We start from the raw sequence: 14547 nt of genomic DNA, 5'->3' as shown, positions 1-14547 counted from the left end.
TCTCAGCCCGACCTCTTCTCGAAGTCGATACGCGGGTCGATCAGCACATAGGTCAGGTCCCCGATCAGCGCCACGACCAGCCCGATCAGCGTGGTGAGGTAAAGCGTGGCAAACATCACCGGGTAATCGCGCCCGATGGCGGCCTCGAAGAACAGCCGCCCCAGACCATCCAACGAAAAGATCGTCTCGATCAGCAGGCTGCCGGTGAAAAAGACGCTGACGAACACGCCGGGAAAGCCCGCGATCACGATCAGCATCCCGTTGCGGAAAACGTGCCCGTAAAGCACCCTGCGCTCGGTCAGGCCCTTGGCCCGCGCGGTCATCACGTATTGCTTCTTGATCTCGTCCAGGAACGAATTCTTGGTCAGGATCGTCAGGGTGGCGAACCCGCCGATACTCAGCGCGGTGACCGGCAGCACGATGTGCCACAGGTAATCCAGCACCTTGCCGATGACGCTCAGCTCCTCCCACCCGTCCGAGGTCAGGCCCCGCAGCGGGAATATCTGCCAGTAACTGCCGCCCGCGAATAGCACCAGCAGCATGATCCCGAACAGGAACGCCGGAATGGCATAGGCCGCGATGATGATCCCGCTCGTCCAGGTATCGAAACTGCTGCCGTCCTTTACCGCCTTGCGGATGCCCAGCGGGATCGACACGAGGTAACTCAGCAGCATCGTCCAGATCCCCAGCGTGATACTGACCGGCATCTTCTCCAGAACCAGGTCCATCACGTCGATCTTGCGGAAATAGCTCTCTCCGAAATCGAAGGTCGCGTAATTCCCCAGCATGGTCAGGAACCGTTCCAGCGGCGGCTTGTCCAGCCCGAACTGCGCCTCAAGCTCGGCAATGAACTCCGGCGGCAGGCCCTGCGAGCCGATGTATCCGCTGTCGCCCTCGTTGCCGGTCACCGCCCCATCCTGCTCGCCGCCCGCAAAGCCGCCGAACACGTCGCCCTGGCCCTGGATGTCGGCAATCGCCTGCTCCACCGGGCCGCCGGGCAGGAACTGCACCAGCGCGAAGTTGATGATCATGATCCCGATCAGCGTCGGAATGATCAGCAACAGCCGTCTTACGATATAGGCGCCCACCCGTGGCCCCCTATGCCCGCGCGGCGCGCGTCAGCGCCCCGTCTTCCAGAACCTGCCAGATCGTCAAAGCGCGCCCGCCTCTCTCAGCTTTTGGGCCTTCTCGGCGTCGTACCACCAGAAGTCCAGCGTTCCCAGCAGGTAGGGCGGAATTTCCTCGGGATGCGCATACTGGTCCCAGTAGGCGACCCAGTGATCGGGCGCATAGCCGTCGGGGATCACCACGAATTCGTGCCGCAGCGCCCGGTCCAGCGCACGGATCGTCATGTCCTCTTCCTCCTGGCTCTCGGTCATCAGCGATTCCTCGATGATCCGGTCCACCATCTCGCTGCGCAGCCCGGCAGGGTTGAAAAGGTCATCGGCGGCCTCGCTCCCGAACCGCTGCGCCAGGCCCGTGCCCGTGCCCATCAGCGCCGGATAGCCGTCGAACACCAGATCATAGTCGTGATCGCGCTCGCGCTTGGTGAATTGCGCGCTGTCCACGGCCTCGACCCGCGCATCGATGCCCAGATCCTGCAGGTTGGAAACGAAGTTCTCCGCCACGGCCTTTTCCGTGGGCTGCCCCGACGCATTCAGCAGGAAATCCAGCCGCAGAACCTTACCGTCCTCGTTCCGCATCCGGCCGTTATCGCCCACGGTATAGCCCGCCTCCTGCATCAGCCGCAGCGCCTGCCGCTTGTTCTTGCGAGAGGTCAGCCGCGCGGGATCGCTCTCATGCGGCACCCACGGCTCGGTCGTCTTGACCTCCTCGGGAACCGCGTCGCCCAGCGAATTGAGGAATTCCAGCTCGTCCCCCTCAGGCACGCCCGTGGCTTCCAGTGGCGTGCCCGTGGAAAAGGATCGCTGCTGCTCGTAGAACCCGGCAAACAGCGACTCGTTTGTCCACTCGAAGTTGAACATCAGCGCCACCGCCTGCCGCACGCGCTTGTCCTTCAGCACGTCGCGCCGGGTGTTGAACACGATACCCGTCATCTGCGGCGGCGACCCGTCCGGGATCGCCTCCAGCTTCACCCAGCCCTTGTTGGCCGCCGGAAAATCATAGGCGCTGGCCCACTGCTTGGGGTCGGCCTCGGTGCGATAGGTCACCTCGCCCGCCTTGAACGCCTCGAAGGCGGCGGTGGCATCAGCAAAGTATTCCAGCCGGATCGTATCGAAATTGTGCCGGCCCTTGTTGATCGGCAGGTCCCAGCCCCAGTAATCGGGGTTGCGCTTGATCACCACGCGCCGGTTTGGCACCACCTCGTCGATCACGTACGGGCCGGAGCCCGGCGAGATGTCCAACCGCGGCTCGTCCAGCCGCGCGCCGGTTTCTTCGTACCAGGCCTTCGACCAGATCGGCACCGTGCCCACCTGGTCGATCAGGCTGCGGCGCGAGATGCCGTCCGCGAAGTAGAATTTCACCGTGTGCTCGTCCAGCACCTCGACCTTCGGAATGCGCTTGCGCACCGCCTCGGCATAGCTTTTCAGCCCCTGGTCCAGCAGCAGGTTGTGCGAAAACGCCACGTCCTCGGCGGTGACCGGCGTGCCGTCGGAAAAGGTCGCTTCGGGCCGCATGTGAAAGATCACCCAGGACTTGTCCTCGGGGTATTCGACCGTGTGCGCCACCAGACCGTACAACCCGTTCATGTCGTCGCCCGGCAGGCTGCCCGATCCGGCCAGCACCTGGCCCAGCAGGCTCTCGTACCCGATCGTCGACAGGGCCGAGGCGCGGCCATTCCGCGTATAGGGGTTCATCGAGTCGAAACTGCCCGCCAGCGCGATGGAAATCTCGCCGCCCTTGGGCGCATCCGGGTTCACATAGCTGAAATGCTCGTAATCCTCGGGGTATTTCAGCTCTCCGAAATACGAATAACCGTGGCTCTTGATGATGGTCTCGTCCGCGGCCTCGTCCTGCGCCAGCGCGGTGGTCGCGGCCAGCGCCGCGATGCAAAGCCCGGTCAGCGCGGCGGTCAGGAAACGGGTGCGGGAAACGGCGATGGCCCGGGGCGTGGCCCGGCTCTGGCGTCGGGTCATGTGTCTCTCCTCTTGACCTGCCTCATTTGGGGTCAGTCTCATTGCAAGGCAAGCTAAAGGAGGTTTGAAACGGGTTTCAAGCGCCGAAAGCGGGATTCCCGATCAAACTTCCGACAGGGCGACGGCTTGCCGACGCGACGCCGGGGACCGCCCAACAAAAAGGCCGCCGCTCCGGGCAGGAACGGCGGCCTTCGCAATCCATGTGCACCCGGCTCAGTTGCCGGTGCTCTCCAGGTACTTGACCAGCGCCGCGCGCTCTTCTTCCTTGCGCACGCCGCGATAGGCCATCTTGTTGCCCGGCGCATAGCCCTTGGGGTCTTCCAGCCACGCATTCAGCTCGTCGGGCGTCCATTGCCCGCCCAGACCGGCCAGCGCGTCGGAATAGTTGAACCCTTCGACCGACGCCTGGTCGCGGCCCACCACACCCACAAGGTGCGGACCGACGCCATTGGCTTCTTCCTCGGCCTTGTGACAGGCGGCGCACTTGCGGAACGCCTTCTCGCCATCGGCCGCGTCCGCCGCCGCGACGAGTTGCTCGAACTCCGAGCCGCCACCGTCGCCGCCCGAGCTTTCCTCGGCGGCCTGCTCTTCCGAGCCGCCCTCGTCAGAGCCTTCTTCGGCTGCGGCTTGCTCGGTGGCTTCCTCTTCCGAACCTTCTTCGGCCGACGCTTCCTCGGTCGCTTGCTCTTCGGAACCTTCCTCTGCAGACGCTTCCTCGGTAGCCTCCTCTTCAGAGCCTTCTTCGGCCGACGCCTCTTCGGTCACTTCTTCTTCTGAGCCTTCCTCGGCAGATGCCTCCTCGGTCGCCTGCTCTTCGGAACCTTCCTCGGCAGAGGCCTCTTCCGCGGCTTGCTCTTCCGAACCCTCTTCGGCAGACGCCTCCTCGGTGGCCTCTTCCTCGGTGCCTTCCTCGGAGGATGCGCTCTCTTCCGACGCGCCTTCCTCGGCCGCAACCTCGGTCATGTCGCCATCCGTCTGGTCAAGAAAGGCGATGACGTTGGCGCGGTCTTCCGGCTTGGGCAGGCCGTTGAAACCCATCGTCGTGCCCGGCGCATAGCCTTTCGGGTCCTCCAGGAACGCGAACAGGTTCTCGGGCGTCCAGACGTCCGCCGCCTCTTCCAGCGCGCCGGAATAGCTGAAGCCGTCGACCGCGTCGACGTCACGTCCGACCACACCGTAAAGATACGGACCGACGCCGTTGGCGCCCTCTTCCGCCTGGTGGCAGGCCTTGCATTTGCCGAACACGCGCTCACCCGCGCCCACGTCCGCTTCGGAGTAAAGCGAGGCCAGCGTCACCGCTTCCTCTTCTTCCCCGCCGCCGTCGCCTTCGCCTTCGTCCACCTCGATGACGTAGGCCGCCTCATGCTCGTCGCCGTGGCCGCCGCCAACGTGATAGATCTCTTCCGCAGCCCACTTGCCAAGAAGAAAGACCAGGAACGTGCCGCAAAGGCCGCCCATGATCTTTGTGAAGGTCATTGTGTCAAACATAGCCCGCTTCCATCTGAATCTCTCGCGCGGTATCTATCCGCTTCCCCTCGGGCGGTGCAAGGTGTAGTTTCCGCGACCAAACGCCCGACTTTCGTCGAATAAAGCGGGAAACAGTAAAAAACAGGCGAAGAACCAAGCAGATGACCAAACGCATCGCCTTTCAGGGAGAGCCCGGCGCCTACTCCCACCAGGCCTGCCGCGACACCTATCCGGACATGGATGCCCTGCCCTGCCGCACCTTCGAGGACGCGATCGAGGCCGTCCGCTCGGGCGAGGCGGATCTGGCCATGCTGCCCGTGGAAAACTCGACTTTCGGGCGGGTCGCCGACATTCACCACCTTCTGCCGGAGTCCGGCCTGCACATCATCGCCGAGGCCTTCGTGCGCGTGCACATCAACCTTCTGGCGCTGCCCGGCGTGCCGCTGGAACAGGTCAAGCGCGCCAAAAGCCACACGATGCTCCTGGGCCAGTGCCGCCAGTTCCTGGCACAGCACGACATCCAGCGCGTCACCGGCGCCGATACCGCCGGCTCTGCGCGCGAGGTCGCCCAGGCCGGCGAGCCCGATATGGCCGCGCTCGCCTCCGAACTCGCCGGAGAGATCTACGGCCTCGACGTCCTCGCCCGCGAGATCGAGGACGAGAGCAACAATTCCACCCGCTTCCTCGTCATGTCGCGCGAGCCCGACTATTCCTATCGCGGCGACGACGGCATGATGACCACCTTCGTGTTCCAGGTCCGCAACATTCCCGCGGCGCTCTACAAGGCGATGGGCGGTTTCGCCACGAACGGTATCAACATGACCAAGCTGGAAAGCTACATGGTCGGCGGCTCCTTCACCGCAACCCAGTTCTATGCCGATATCGAAGGCCACCCCGAGGATCCCGGCGTCAAGCTCGCGCTGGAAGAGCTGGATTACTTCACCTCGGACGTCACGCTTCTGGGCGTTTATCCCGCCGACCCGCGCCGCCACTGAGCGGGAACGACCGGCCGAGCCGCGCGTCGGCACCTGAAATGTTACAAACGTACCGTCACACCCAAAACCGCACCAATTTCGTGCGCCTGCGCACAGTTCAAATGTTACAATAATTTTCTTGTTTTACAGTTACTTTAAAAGTTTCGCGTGCGCAGAGCACGCGGGCCGAGAGCAACACGACAGTTTTCCTCACACTTCTGTGCATTCACGTGAAGCGCCAGTAACGAGAAGCGGAGGCCCACTGTGCTGGTGCCCTGCGTGTGTCCATCTTGCTTTCAGACGACGCGGACAGACCGCGCCGCCCAGACACAAACAAAGAAAGGAACACATCGTGCGTATCATCAGTACAGTCGCGGTCATCGCAGCTCTCGCCACCCCCGCCGCCGCCCTTCAGGTCGTCAACGTCCTGGGCCAGCACAGCACGCCGCTCAACAGCAGCGTTCTGACCAACGGCGCTCCGTATTTCGATGAAGAGAAGGACAATCAGTTGGGCTTCGGCTTCGGCGCGCCCTTCCAGGACGAAGAGAAAGACAACCAGCTGGGCCTCGCAGCAAACTTCGGCGCCCCTTTCGTCAACCAGGAGAAGGATGACCAGCGCGGCTATGGCGCCGACGCGGCATCGGACGTGCATCTCGTTGCCGACAGCAAGTATGGCGCTCCCTTCGTGAACGAAGACAAGGATAACCAGCTGGGCTTCGGCTTCGGCGCTCCCTTCCAGGACGAAGAGAAAGACAACCAGCTGGGCCTGGCCTACGGCTATGGCGCGCCTTACTTCGATCAGGAGAAAGACAATCAGCTGGGCTGATATCGGCCCTGCCTGAAACGGGAAAACGGGTCGCCAACCTCGGCGGCCCGTTTTGCGTTCGGCCCGCCACCGTCCTCAGGCCACGTCCTTGTACCGGTCTTCAAGGTCCTTGGCATAGCCCGCGACACGCTGGCGGAACCGCTTCGTCAAGTTGCCTTTCGCCAGCTTCATCGACTGAACCAGCAGCTTGGCCGCCAGCGTCTTGGGGGTCATGTCGATCTCGACATTGATCCGCGTGCGCGAGCGCGACAGCGCAACCAGGTCCAGCACCATCTGCCCGCCCATGTTTGGCGAGCGCGACGCAATGACCATGCCGTTGGGCCGGTCCAGCTCGGTCAGCTCCAGCTGTATCTCGCGCCGTTTTCCGCGCAGGTCAAAGGCCGCATCCCATTTCATGCCGGGCCGCGTCTCCTCCAAATCGTCGACCCGCTGCACCTCGGCACCGCGCCGCAGGACCGATCGCTCGATCGCGGCAAAATCGCTGACCTGATCGAACACGAACTCGATCGGGGCTTCTACATCCTCGTGGGCCACGAATTTCATCTCTGCGCCTCTTTTCGTCTTCTGCATCCGGGTCTTTCTCGCCCGGCTGGATAACTTCAGTGTTCCGGCTCGTCCGGACTATAGCGTATCCGCCAGCCAGTTGCGCAGCAAAAATTGAGCAATCGCTCCTTTTCGCGCCGGGCTGAGGACAGGGTGCGATCCGGCGAAGGCCTGCATCATCTCTTCTCGGCTGATCCACATCGCATCCTCGATCTCGACCGGGTCGATGGTGATCTCGCGGCTCAGCGCCACGCCACGGCACCCGAACATCAGCGACGCCGGAAAGGCCCATGGCTGGCTCGCCAGGTACTCGACCGCGCCGACGCGCACGCCCGCCTCTTCCCGGACTTCGCGTCTCACGGCGGCCTCGATGGTCTCCCCCGGCTCGACAAAGCCCGCCAGCAGGGAATACATGCCCGCCGGCCAGTGCGGCGAGCGGCCCATCAGCACGCTGTTGCCATGGGTAATCAGCATGATCACCACCGGATCGGTGCGTGGAAAATGATGCGCGCCGCAGGACGGGCACACCCGCTGCCACCCGGCCTGCGCCAGTTCGCTCCGCGCGCCGCACCGGGCGCAGAAACGGTGACTGACATGCCAGTGCAGCACACCCTTGGCCGTGGCCGCCAATTCCGCGTCACGCGGGCTCAGCCGGGTCATCACCCGCCGCAACTCGGCAAAGACCTCCGTCTCGCGCATCAGCGGATGGCGTTGCTCGCTGACGTCCACGAAACTGTTCATCTGATCGGGGTCCACGTCCTCGGGCTCCCAGTCGACCAGTTCCCGCGCCTCGATCAGCCGCCCGTCTTTCTGCCGTCCCAGCAACACCGCCTCGGGGTCGGCCAGCGACAGCACCGGGTGATCCACCGGCAGCCTCACCAGCCGGTCCAGCCCCGGCCCCTCGACCAGCGGCTTGCCGCGCCACAGCAGCACCACATCGCGCGCGGCCGCGGCAATCTCCTCGGGCTTGTCCCGCAGCTCGGCGGCCCGGTCCAGAGCCGACCCGCCGAAGGTCACTGTTTCAGCATGGCGCATCCCTGTCTCCTTCGGCTGCAGACCTGCCACAGCCCCCCGCGAACGGCAAGCGACGCCGTTCACAGGGGGCGCCGATCTTGCCGGGCGCTTGGGAGAGCCCAATCTGAAGGCGATCCTAAATAAGTGACATCAACCAAAAGGCGATTGCCCGACGCCACCCCACTGTGCCAATCTGGTACTTTAACGGTTTTGACAAGTATGAAGAGACACGTTCCGCAATGCCCTCCGACCTGATCTGGCCGCACGAGACCCCAGCGTCGGCCAGGGACCCGAACCACCCGCATGTCTGGCTCCGCCTGCTCGAGACGACCGATGTGCATGGCCATCTCATGCCCTACGACTACACCCGCGACACCGACACGCCCGGCTATGGCCTCGCCCGCACCGCGACGCTGATCGCCCGCGCACGGAACGAGGCGCACAACTCCCTGCTGTTCGACAATGGCGACTTCCTGCAAGGCTCGGTGCTCAGCGATATCGTGGCCGCCCCGGACAGCGGGTGGACCGGCCCGCACCCGGTCATCGACGCGATGAACCACATGGGCTACGACGCCGCCGCGCTTGGCAATCACGAGTTCAACTTCGGGCTCGACTGGCTGATGAGCACGCTGAAGGACGCGCGCTTTCCGGTGCTGTGCGCCAATGCCCGGCTGTCGGGCCCGGACGAGGCGCCGCTGCGTCCGCCCTCGGTGCTGCTGCGGCGCGAGATCCGCGACTCCGCCGGTCGGACGCACCCGCTGCGGCTCGGGGTTCTGGGCCTTCTGCCGCCCCAGGTCACCACCTGGGACCACGTGCACCTGCAGGACCGGCTCGTCACGCGCGGCATCGTCGAGACGGCGATGTCCGAAGTGCCCCGACTGCGCGCGGCGGGGGCCGACATCGTGGTGGCGCTGGTGCATTCCGGCATCGGCCCCGCCGTGCGCCGCCCCGAAGAGGCGCAGGCCGACCAGGAACACGCCGCCCTCGCACTTGCCACCGTGCCCGGCATCGACGCGCTTCTGTGCGGGCACAGCCATCAGGTCTTCCCCGACCCGTCCGCAGACACGGCGACGACGGGCGTCGATCATCAGGCGGGCACCTTTGCCGGCGTGCCCGCGGTGATGGCGGGCTTTCGCGGCTCGCATCTGGGCGTGATCGACCTCTGCCTCGTGGCGCGAGACGGCGGCCGCTGGCATGTCGGTGCGGCCCACAGCCGCGCGCGCCCCGTCCGGCCCGGTTTTCACGCCGCGCCCGTGCCCCCAGAGACCGGGCTCGTGGATCGTCTGCGCGCCGCCCACCGGGCCGCGCTGACCCACGCGGCCCGCCCGATCGGGCACACGACCCGGCCGCTGCGCAGCTACCTGTCGATCCTGCGTCCCGGCGACACGCTCCGCCCCGTGCTCGACGCCAAGGCAGCGGCGCTTCGGGCCGCCCTGGCGGACACGCCCCACGCGCATCTGCCGGTGCTGGCGACCTCGGCCTGCTTCAAGACCGGCGGGCATGGCGGCCCCGATCATTTCATCGACATTCCGCCCGGGCCGCTGACACTGGGCCACGCGGCAGAGCTCTATCCGTTTCCCAACACGCTGGTCGGACTGCGGCTGACCGGGGCCGAGGTCGCGGACTGGCTCGAACGCGCCGCGTCCTGTTTCCAGCAGGTTCACCCCGACCTTGGCGACAGGCCGCAACCGCTCTGGAACCCCGCCTTTGCCGGCCACAGCCTGGATACGGTGTCGGAACTGACCTACCGGATAGACCTGTCGCAGCCGCCGCGCTACGACCCGATGGGCCGGCTGCTGAACCCCGAGGCCACGCGCATCCGCGACCTGCGCCACCACGACACCACCGTCGACCCCGATGCCGTCTTCGCCATGGCGACGAACAATTTCCGGGCCTTCGGCGGCGGCCCCTTCCCCAAGGCCGGCACGGATCGCATCATCCATGAGACGCGGCGCAAGGTGCGCGACTACCTTGTCGACCGTTTGCGTGACACCAGCGTGCGGGACCCCGAGGCACCGGCCTATGGCTGGTGGCTCGACGGTCCCCGCGATGCGACCGTGCTCCTCGCGACCGGACCGGGCATCCGGGCCCACCCCGAAGAGATCGCGGCCCTGTCGGCGCAGGATCTCGGGCTCTGCGGAAAGGGCTTCGTGCAGCTCGCTTTTCCGATGACTGCCCTTGCACACCTTGCGAATCCCGCCGCGACATCCTAGATACCCCCTCGAGAGGTTGGCGCGGGCAGGCGCCTCGCCAACCCGGTCAGGTCCGGAAGGAAGCAGCCGTAACGAGCCCCGCTTGGGTCGTTGTCCAGCCTCTCACCCAAGTAAACCGGCCGCAGTCCGGTTTACGACGGCCGAAAGGGGATGCACCGCATCCCCGAACGGCCCAGCCAGACCAGCCCTGCGCCCCAACCGTTCACCGCCCCCGGCATTTTTCGCTTGAGAAACAGCCGTCCGTTCATTGGCCTAAAGCGTTTCGTCTTTTACCTGAGCCATCGGCGAAAGGCGAAACGCGCGCAACGATTGCCCGATGTGCTGCATTTCGCGATAAGCTGTGCTTCAGGTTTATCGCGAAACACTTTAGCCGGCCAATCGATCTTCATTCTGTTCCATCGCGGCAAACTCCAGATGAAAATTCGTGCCGACGCCCAGGGTGCTGTCATAGGTCAGGTCGCCTTGCATCTGACAGGCCAGCCGTTTGGAAATGTGCAAGCCCAGCCCCGAGCCTTGCGTCGAATGCTGGCTCTGGTTGGCGACCTGTCCGAAGCGCCCGAAAACGCGATCTTCCATCCCCTCGGGGATGCCGTGGCCGGCATCCTTGATCGACAGGCGCAGCTTGCCATTGGTGATATGCACCGTGCCTTCCACGGTGCCGTTCTCGGGCGAGAACTTGATGGCGTTGGACAGAAGGTTGTCGATGATCTGGCGAATGGCGAAGGCATCGCCCTGGACCAACGCGTGCGAAACGGTGGACTTCTTCACGAGCGTTATCTTGCGCTCCGAGGCGAAGATGCGGTTTTCCTCTATGCTATCCGCGAGCAGTCTGTCGAGATCGACAGCGTCTTCGTCAAGCTGAAGCGCTCCGATATCCATCTTCTGCGCCAGGAGAATCTGGTCGATCAGGCGCGAGAGACGAATACCGTTGCGGTGGGAAATTTCCAGCAGAGCGCGCATCTGGTCGCTCATCTCGCCTACACGACCGCTAAGGGCGAGCGCAAGGCCGCCTTTCAGAGACGTCAGCGGCGTGCGCATCTCGTGGCTGACCACAGAGACGAACTCGTCCTTGGCACGATTGGCGACGTCGGCGGCACTCAGGGCCTCCTGCAACGAGGCGTTTATCGCCATGCGGTCGGTGACATCTACAAGGGTCACGCTCCATCCCAGGATTTCGGCGGATGGGTTCAGGGGGTTACGGACCTTCTGTATCCGGGGTTCGTAAGCGCGGCGGCCAATGTGCAGGTGCGAGCCATCGGCGGCCGTGGCCAGGTCATCATGCCCCGCGAAAAGGTCGCGCAGCACTTGAGTGTTGTCATTGCCCAGCCCGCGCTTGCGGGCCGCGGCATTCGTCAGCACGATGTTTCGCTTGCGGTCGATCAGGACGACCGGTTCGCTGCTCGTGTCGAAAAGGACCGACTGGCCGACCGCGGCCATGTCCATGGTTTTGCTCACCACCAGCATCCAAGAGAACGCCAGAACGCCCAGCGAGAACATGAAGGCAGTGGGATCGAGACCGAAGAAGGTGAAGTCCAGACCGACATAGGCGGCGTTCACCACCAGCGGGGACAAGGTGATGGCGGTCAGCATGCTCAGCATCGGCCAGGCGCTGCGCTTGGCCCGGACAAACCCCCTGACCAGGCAAACGAAGGTGGCCATGACGAAGGTATAGAGCACGGCGATGTTCGCGTAGAAGCCCGGCCCGTGAACATATTCGATCTGCTCGCTGTCGACCGGAAGCATCGTGTCCCCGGTATAGACGAGCTGGTGCCACGAATTTGTGGCGACCAGGGCAAATATCCCCAGCGTAACGCCAAGCATAAGCGCAGTTGCACGACGCGTGCGGACCCAATCGGCGCTTCCGACGTAATTGAAGACAAAGTAACACCACGAGGTCGTCACCAATCCGTGCCCCAGCCACGCGAGCGTCGCCCATTGCATATTGCAGGCATACGTCGCTGACGCAGCCTCGAGACCAACGCAGAGAAGAGTCCACATGACACCGATGAAGGTGAGCGCGTAGAAACGCTTCCCGTTGAATTCCTGCGATTTCAGGGTCCAGATCATGGTGAAGGCAGCAAGTGCGATCACCGCCACGGCCACCAGAAATACCGGGCTAGAGAATGCTCCTTCAAAGCAAGACATGGATCCCCCAACTGCAAAATATTTTGCTACAAAGACACTCGAATTTGCTTAGAATACGGCGTCATGGTGACCTTTTGCCTCAACCCCGATGGAGTGGGTCAAAAATGTCGCTGGCCACGCTACGACTTCTTCAAGCCTTTGGGGAAAAATGCAAGGGATGTGGCGCCCGGACAATAGCGTTCAAGCGCACATGCAGTGTCCACACGGCCTGAAGAGACGATACAGCGCCCCTTGGGACGCCTTGCATATCGCGTCCGAGTGAAAGGCGATGCACCGCATCCCCGTAAGCCCGCACAGACCAGCCCCGCGCCCCAACCGTTCACCGCCACCAGAATTTTCCGAAAATTCTGACCCGGAAAATTCGGAATTTTCCGCCCCAAATCTTTTTCACGAAAAATTAGCCCGCGCCTCAGCCCGCGCGCGCCCATTGCAACTGCTCTTCGGTCTCCACCGCGCAGGGCCGCACCGAGCGCAGCCGCGCCAACGCGGCCTCGGCATCTTCGCCCGCCTCGACCATCAGGCGCAGGGCCGCCATGCCCGACCGCCCGCATCCGCCGAAACAGTGGATCAGCACGCGCCCGCCGCCTTGCAGCGCCGCAAGCGCGGTCTTGCTGGCCGTATGCCATTCCTCGATCCGCTCCTGTGCCGGCACGCCCATATCCTCCACCGGCAGGTGGATCCACCGCGTGCCCTTGTCCTGGATCTCGGCGCCCATGTCGGCCAGCCCGTGCGTGACCTGCTCGGATACCGTCGTCATCGACACGACCAGCGCCGGCTTCCAGTCCGCGAGGTGCTGCAGGTCGTCCTGCCGGTGGCCGCCCCGTCCCGGCATCGGCGCGATGCCGAGGATCCCCTCGGCCACCGGCAGCGCGTAGATGACGAAATCCGACATACGCCCGCGCCCCTCAGAGGCGATCCGCCGCGAAAGTGTCACAGGACCGCACTGCACCGCTCTCATAGCCGGTCGCGAACCAGCGCGACCGCTGCTCCGACGTGCCGTGGGTAAAGGTATGCGGCTGCGGCACCCGCCCTGCGCGTTTTTGCAGGTGGTCGTCGCCGATCCGCCGCGCCGCGTTCAGCGCCTCCTCGATGTCGCCGGGCTCCAGCAGCCCTTCGACCGACCGCGCCCAGACCCCCGACAGGCAATCGGCCTGCAATTCCAGCCGCACGGTCAGCCGGTTGGCCTCGACCTGGCTCGCCTGTTGCCGCGCGCGGTTAACCTGCGGCAGGATGCCAAGCTCGTTCTGGACGTGATGCGCCACCTCGTGGGCAATGACATAGGCGGCGGCGAAATCTCCCCTGGCCCCCAGTTCCCGCGACAGCGTGCCGAAGAACTCGGTATCCAGGTACGCCTTGCGATCCGCCGGACAGTAAAACGGCCCCGTCGCCCCCGACGCCCCGCCGCAGGGGCTTTGCGTCACGCCCGAATACAGCACCAGCACCGGCGGAACATAGGCCTCGCCCAGCTGCGTGTCGAACACATCTGTCCAGACTTCCTCGGTGGTGGCCAGCACGCGCGACGTGAATTCCGCCGCCGCCTCGTCCTCGGCGCTGATCTCGCGCGGCGCCGTCTGCTGGCCGCCCGCCCCCTCCAGAAGCGGCGTAATGTCGATCCCGGTGAAATACCCGATCGCCAGCACGATCAGCAGCCCGACACCGCCAAGGCGCAGCCCGCCGCCGCCCAAGCCCCGCCGATCCTCCACATTCCGGCTGCGCCGAAACCCTTTCAACCGCATGATGTCCCCCCAAGGACGATATACCGCAACCAACATAGCCCGGTTTTCGTTCATTCGGATATACTGAATTTCAAACGGAAAATCCCGACGGAGCCGCACATGCCCCAGGACGATGCCGACCACGGCGAGCAGGACAAGAAAACCAGGTGGGCCGAGAACCGCACCGACTGGGCCTCGGACCGCACAATCCTGGCCAACGAGCGCACCTTCAACAGCTGGATGGGCACCGGTCTGGGCGCGGTCGGCGTCGCCATCGGCCTCAAGGCCGTCTTCGGCGATTTCGAACCCACATGGGCCGCCAAGGCCGTGGCCTCGGTCTTCCTCGGCATCGCCATCATCGTTTTCTGGTCCGCCCGCAACCAGGCCCGCAAGACCATCAGTAGCATGGACACCTACGATGCCGCGCCCATGCCGACGCGCAATTTCACCCTGCTGGCGTGCCTGATGACGCTGGCCACCCTCGCCGTCGGCGCCATCCTCTGGAGCCTCTGACCCCCTCAGCCCTTGCTGGACCCCGGCGCGTCCCGCCTC

The 14547-nt window shown here is 64.4% G+C and carries 12 protein-coding genes and 1 other RNA gene; 5 read left to right on the top strand and 8 right to left on the bottom strand.

What is annotated here, in order from left to right; translation table 11 throughout:
- Positions 1 to 2: 2 nt before the first annotated feature.
- The 3 genes from ACQY4V_RS19880 to ACQY4V_RS19870 all read right to left on the bottom strand — a co-directional run bounded on the left by ACQY4V_RS19880 (position 3) and on the right by ACQY4V_RS19870 (position 4574).
- Positions 3 to 1088, bottom strand: a complete 1086-nt coding sequence (locus tag ACQY4V_RS19880) for a microcin C ABC transporter permease YejB (protein WP_222451312.1) — start codon at positions 1086 to 1088, stop codon at positions 3 to 5.
- Positions 1089 to 1151: 63 nt separating this feature from the next.
- Positions 1152 to 3098, bottom strand: coding sequence for an extracellular solute-binding protein (locus tag ACQY4V_RS19875; RefSeq protein WP_428514725.1), 1947 nt, complete (start codon positions 3096 to 3098; stop codon positions 1152 to 1154).
- Between the two features lie 213 nt (positions 3099 to 3311).
- Positions 3312 to 4574 carry a c-type cytochrome gene (locus tag ACQY4V_RS19870; RefSeq protein ID WP_428514723.1) on the bottom strand — a complete coding sequence of 421 codons (1263 nt, stop codon included), beginning with the start codon at positions 4572 to 4574 and terminating at the stop codon, positions 3312 to 3314.
- A gap of 152 nt (positions 4575 to 4726) precedes the next feature.
- Between ACQY4V_RS19870 and ACQY4V_RS19865 the strand changes: the two genes are divergently transcribed.
- Entirely contained in the window at positions 4727 to 5560 is an 834-nt protein-coding gene (locus tag ACQY4V_RS19865) for a prephenate dehydratase (RefSeq protein ID WP_428514721.1), read from the top strand.
- 331 nt (positions 5561 to 5891) lie between these two features.
- Positions 5892 to 6365 (top strand): hypothetical protein, encoded by a 474-nt coding sequence (locus tag ACQY4V_RS19860; protein ID WP_428514719.1) that lies wholly within the window; start codon positions 5892 to 5894, stop codon positions 6363 to 6365.
- 75 nt (positions 6366 to 6440) lie between these two features.
- Here the strand turns inward: ACQY4V_RS19860 and ACQY4V_RS19855 are convergent, their stop codons facing one another.
- Both ACQY4V_RS19855 and nudC read right to left on the bottom strand, forming a co-directional pair.
- Positions 6441 to 6908, bottom strand: coding sequence for an SRPBCC family protein (locus ACQY4V_RS19855; protein ID WP_428514717.1), 468 nt, complete (start codon positions 6906 to 6908; stop codon positions 6441 to 6443).
- Positions 6909 to 6986: 78 nt separating this feature from the next.
- On the bottom strand, positions 6987 to 7943 hold the full coding sequence (nudC, locus tag ACQY4V_RS19850) for an NAD(+) diphosphatase (RefSeq protein ID WP_428514715.1): 957 nt from the start codon (positions 7941 to 7943) through the stop codon (positions 6987 to 6989).
- Positions 7944 to 8161: 218 nt separating this feature from the next.
- Between nudC and ACQY4V_RS19845 the strand changes: the two genes are divergently transcribed.
- Together ACQY4V_RS19845 and ffs are read left to right on the top strand one after the other, a co-directional pair.
- Positions 8162 to 10135 carry a bifunctional 2',3'-cyclic-nucleotide 2'-phosphodiesterase/3'-nucleotidase gene (locus ACQY4V_RS19845; RefSeq protein ID WP_428514713.1) on the top strand — a complete coding sequence of 658 codons (1974 nt, stop codon included), beginning with the start codon at positions 8162 to 8164 and terminating at the stop codon, positions 10133 to 10135.
- Positions 10136 to 10145: 10 nt separating this feature from the next.
- Positions 10146 to 10242: signal recognition particle sRNA small type (gene ffs / locus ACQY4V_RS19840), an RNA gene on the top strand.
- 259 nt (positions 10243 to 10501) lie between these two features.
- On the opposite strand, the gene ACQY4V_RS19835 is transcribed toward ffs, so the two are convergent.
- The 3 genes from ACQY4V_RS19835 to ypfJ form a co-directional block, all read right to left on the bottom strand.
- Positions 10502 to 12238 carry a histidine kinase N-terminal 7TM domain-containing protein gene (locus ACQY4V_RS19835; RefSeq protein WP_428514711.1) on the bottom strand — a complete coding sequence of 579 codons (1737 nt, stop codon included), beginning with the start codon at positions 12236 to 12238 and terminating at the stop codon, positions 10502 to 10504.
- Between the two features lie 451 nt (positions 12239 to 12689).
- Positions 12690 to 13172, bottom strand: coding sequence for a protein-tyrosine phosphatase family protein (locus tag ACQY4V_RS19830; RefSeq protein ID WP_428514709.1), 483 nt, complete (start codon positions 13170 to 13172; stop codon positions 12690 to 12692).
- Positions 13173 to 13185: 13 nt separating this feature from the next.
- Positions 13186 to 14016 (bottom strand): KPN_02809 family neutral zinc metallopeptidase, encoded by an 831-nt coding sequence (ypfJ, locus tag ACQY4V_RS19825; RefSeq protein WP_428514707.1) that lies wholly within the window; start codon positions 14014 to 14016, stop codon positions 13186 to 13188.
- 99 nt (positions 14017 to 14115) lie between these two features.
- Here ypfJ and ACQY4V_RS19820 point away from each other — a divergent pair, with 99 nt between their 5' ends.
- Entirely contained in the window at positions 14116 to 14508 is a 393-nt protein-coding gene (locus tag ACQY4V_RS19820; protein ID WP_428514705.1) for a YidH family protein, read from the top strand.
- Positions 14509 to 14547 lie beyond the last annotated feature (39 nt).

Origin of the sequence: Roseovarius sp. (genome assembly GCF_965277045.1) — a bacterium.
Lineage (GTDB): Bacteria > Pseudomonadota > Alphaproteobacteria > Rhodobacterales > Rhodobacteraceae > Roseovarius.
The sequence above is the reverse complement of the archived record's forward strand: the minus strand, read 5'-3'. Positions and strand labels throughout refer to the sequence as shown.

Excerpts from the sequence above, each read along its gene's own strand:
- nudC (WP_428514715.1), bottom strand. The coding sequence starts at position 7,943 with ATGCGCCATGCTGAAACAGTGACCTTCGGCGGGTCGGCTCTGGACCGG.
- ACQY4V_RS19845 (WP_428514713.1), top strand. The coding sequence starts at position 8,162 with ATGCCCTCCGACCTGATCTGGCCGCACGAGACCCCAGCGTCGGCCAGG.
- ACQY4V_RS19865 (WP_428514721.1), top strand. The coding sequence starts at position 4,727 with ATGACCAAACGCATCGCCTTTCAGGGAGAGCCCGGCGCCTACTCCCAC.
- ypfJ (WP_428514707.1), bottom strand. The coding sequence starts at position 14,016 with ATGCGGTTGAAAGGGTTTCGGCGCAGCCGGAATGTGGAGGATCGGCGG.
- ACQY4V_RS19855 (WP_428514717.1), bottom strand. The coding sequence starts at position 6,908 with ATGAAATTCGTGGCCCACGAGGATGTAGAAGCCCCGATCGAGTTCGTG.
- ACQY4V_RS19820 (WP_428514705.1), top strand. The coding sequence starts at position 14,116 with ATGCCCCAGGACGATGCCGACCACGGCGAGCAGGACAAGAAAACCAGG.
- ACQY4V_RS19875 (WP_428514725.1), bottom strand. The coding sequence starts at position 3,098 with ATGACCCGACGCCAGAGCCGGGCCACGCCCCGGGCCATCGCCGTTTCC.
- ACQY4V_RS19870 (WP_428514723.1), bottom strand. The coding sequence starts at position 4,574 with ATGACCTTCACAAAGATCATGGGCGGCCTTTGCGGCACGTTCCTGGTC.
- ACQY4V_RS19830 (WP_428514709.1), bottom strand. The coding sequence starts at position 13,172 with ATGTCGGATTTCGTCATCTACGCGCTGCCGGTGGCCGAGGGGATCCTC.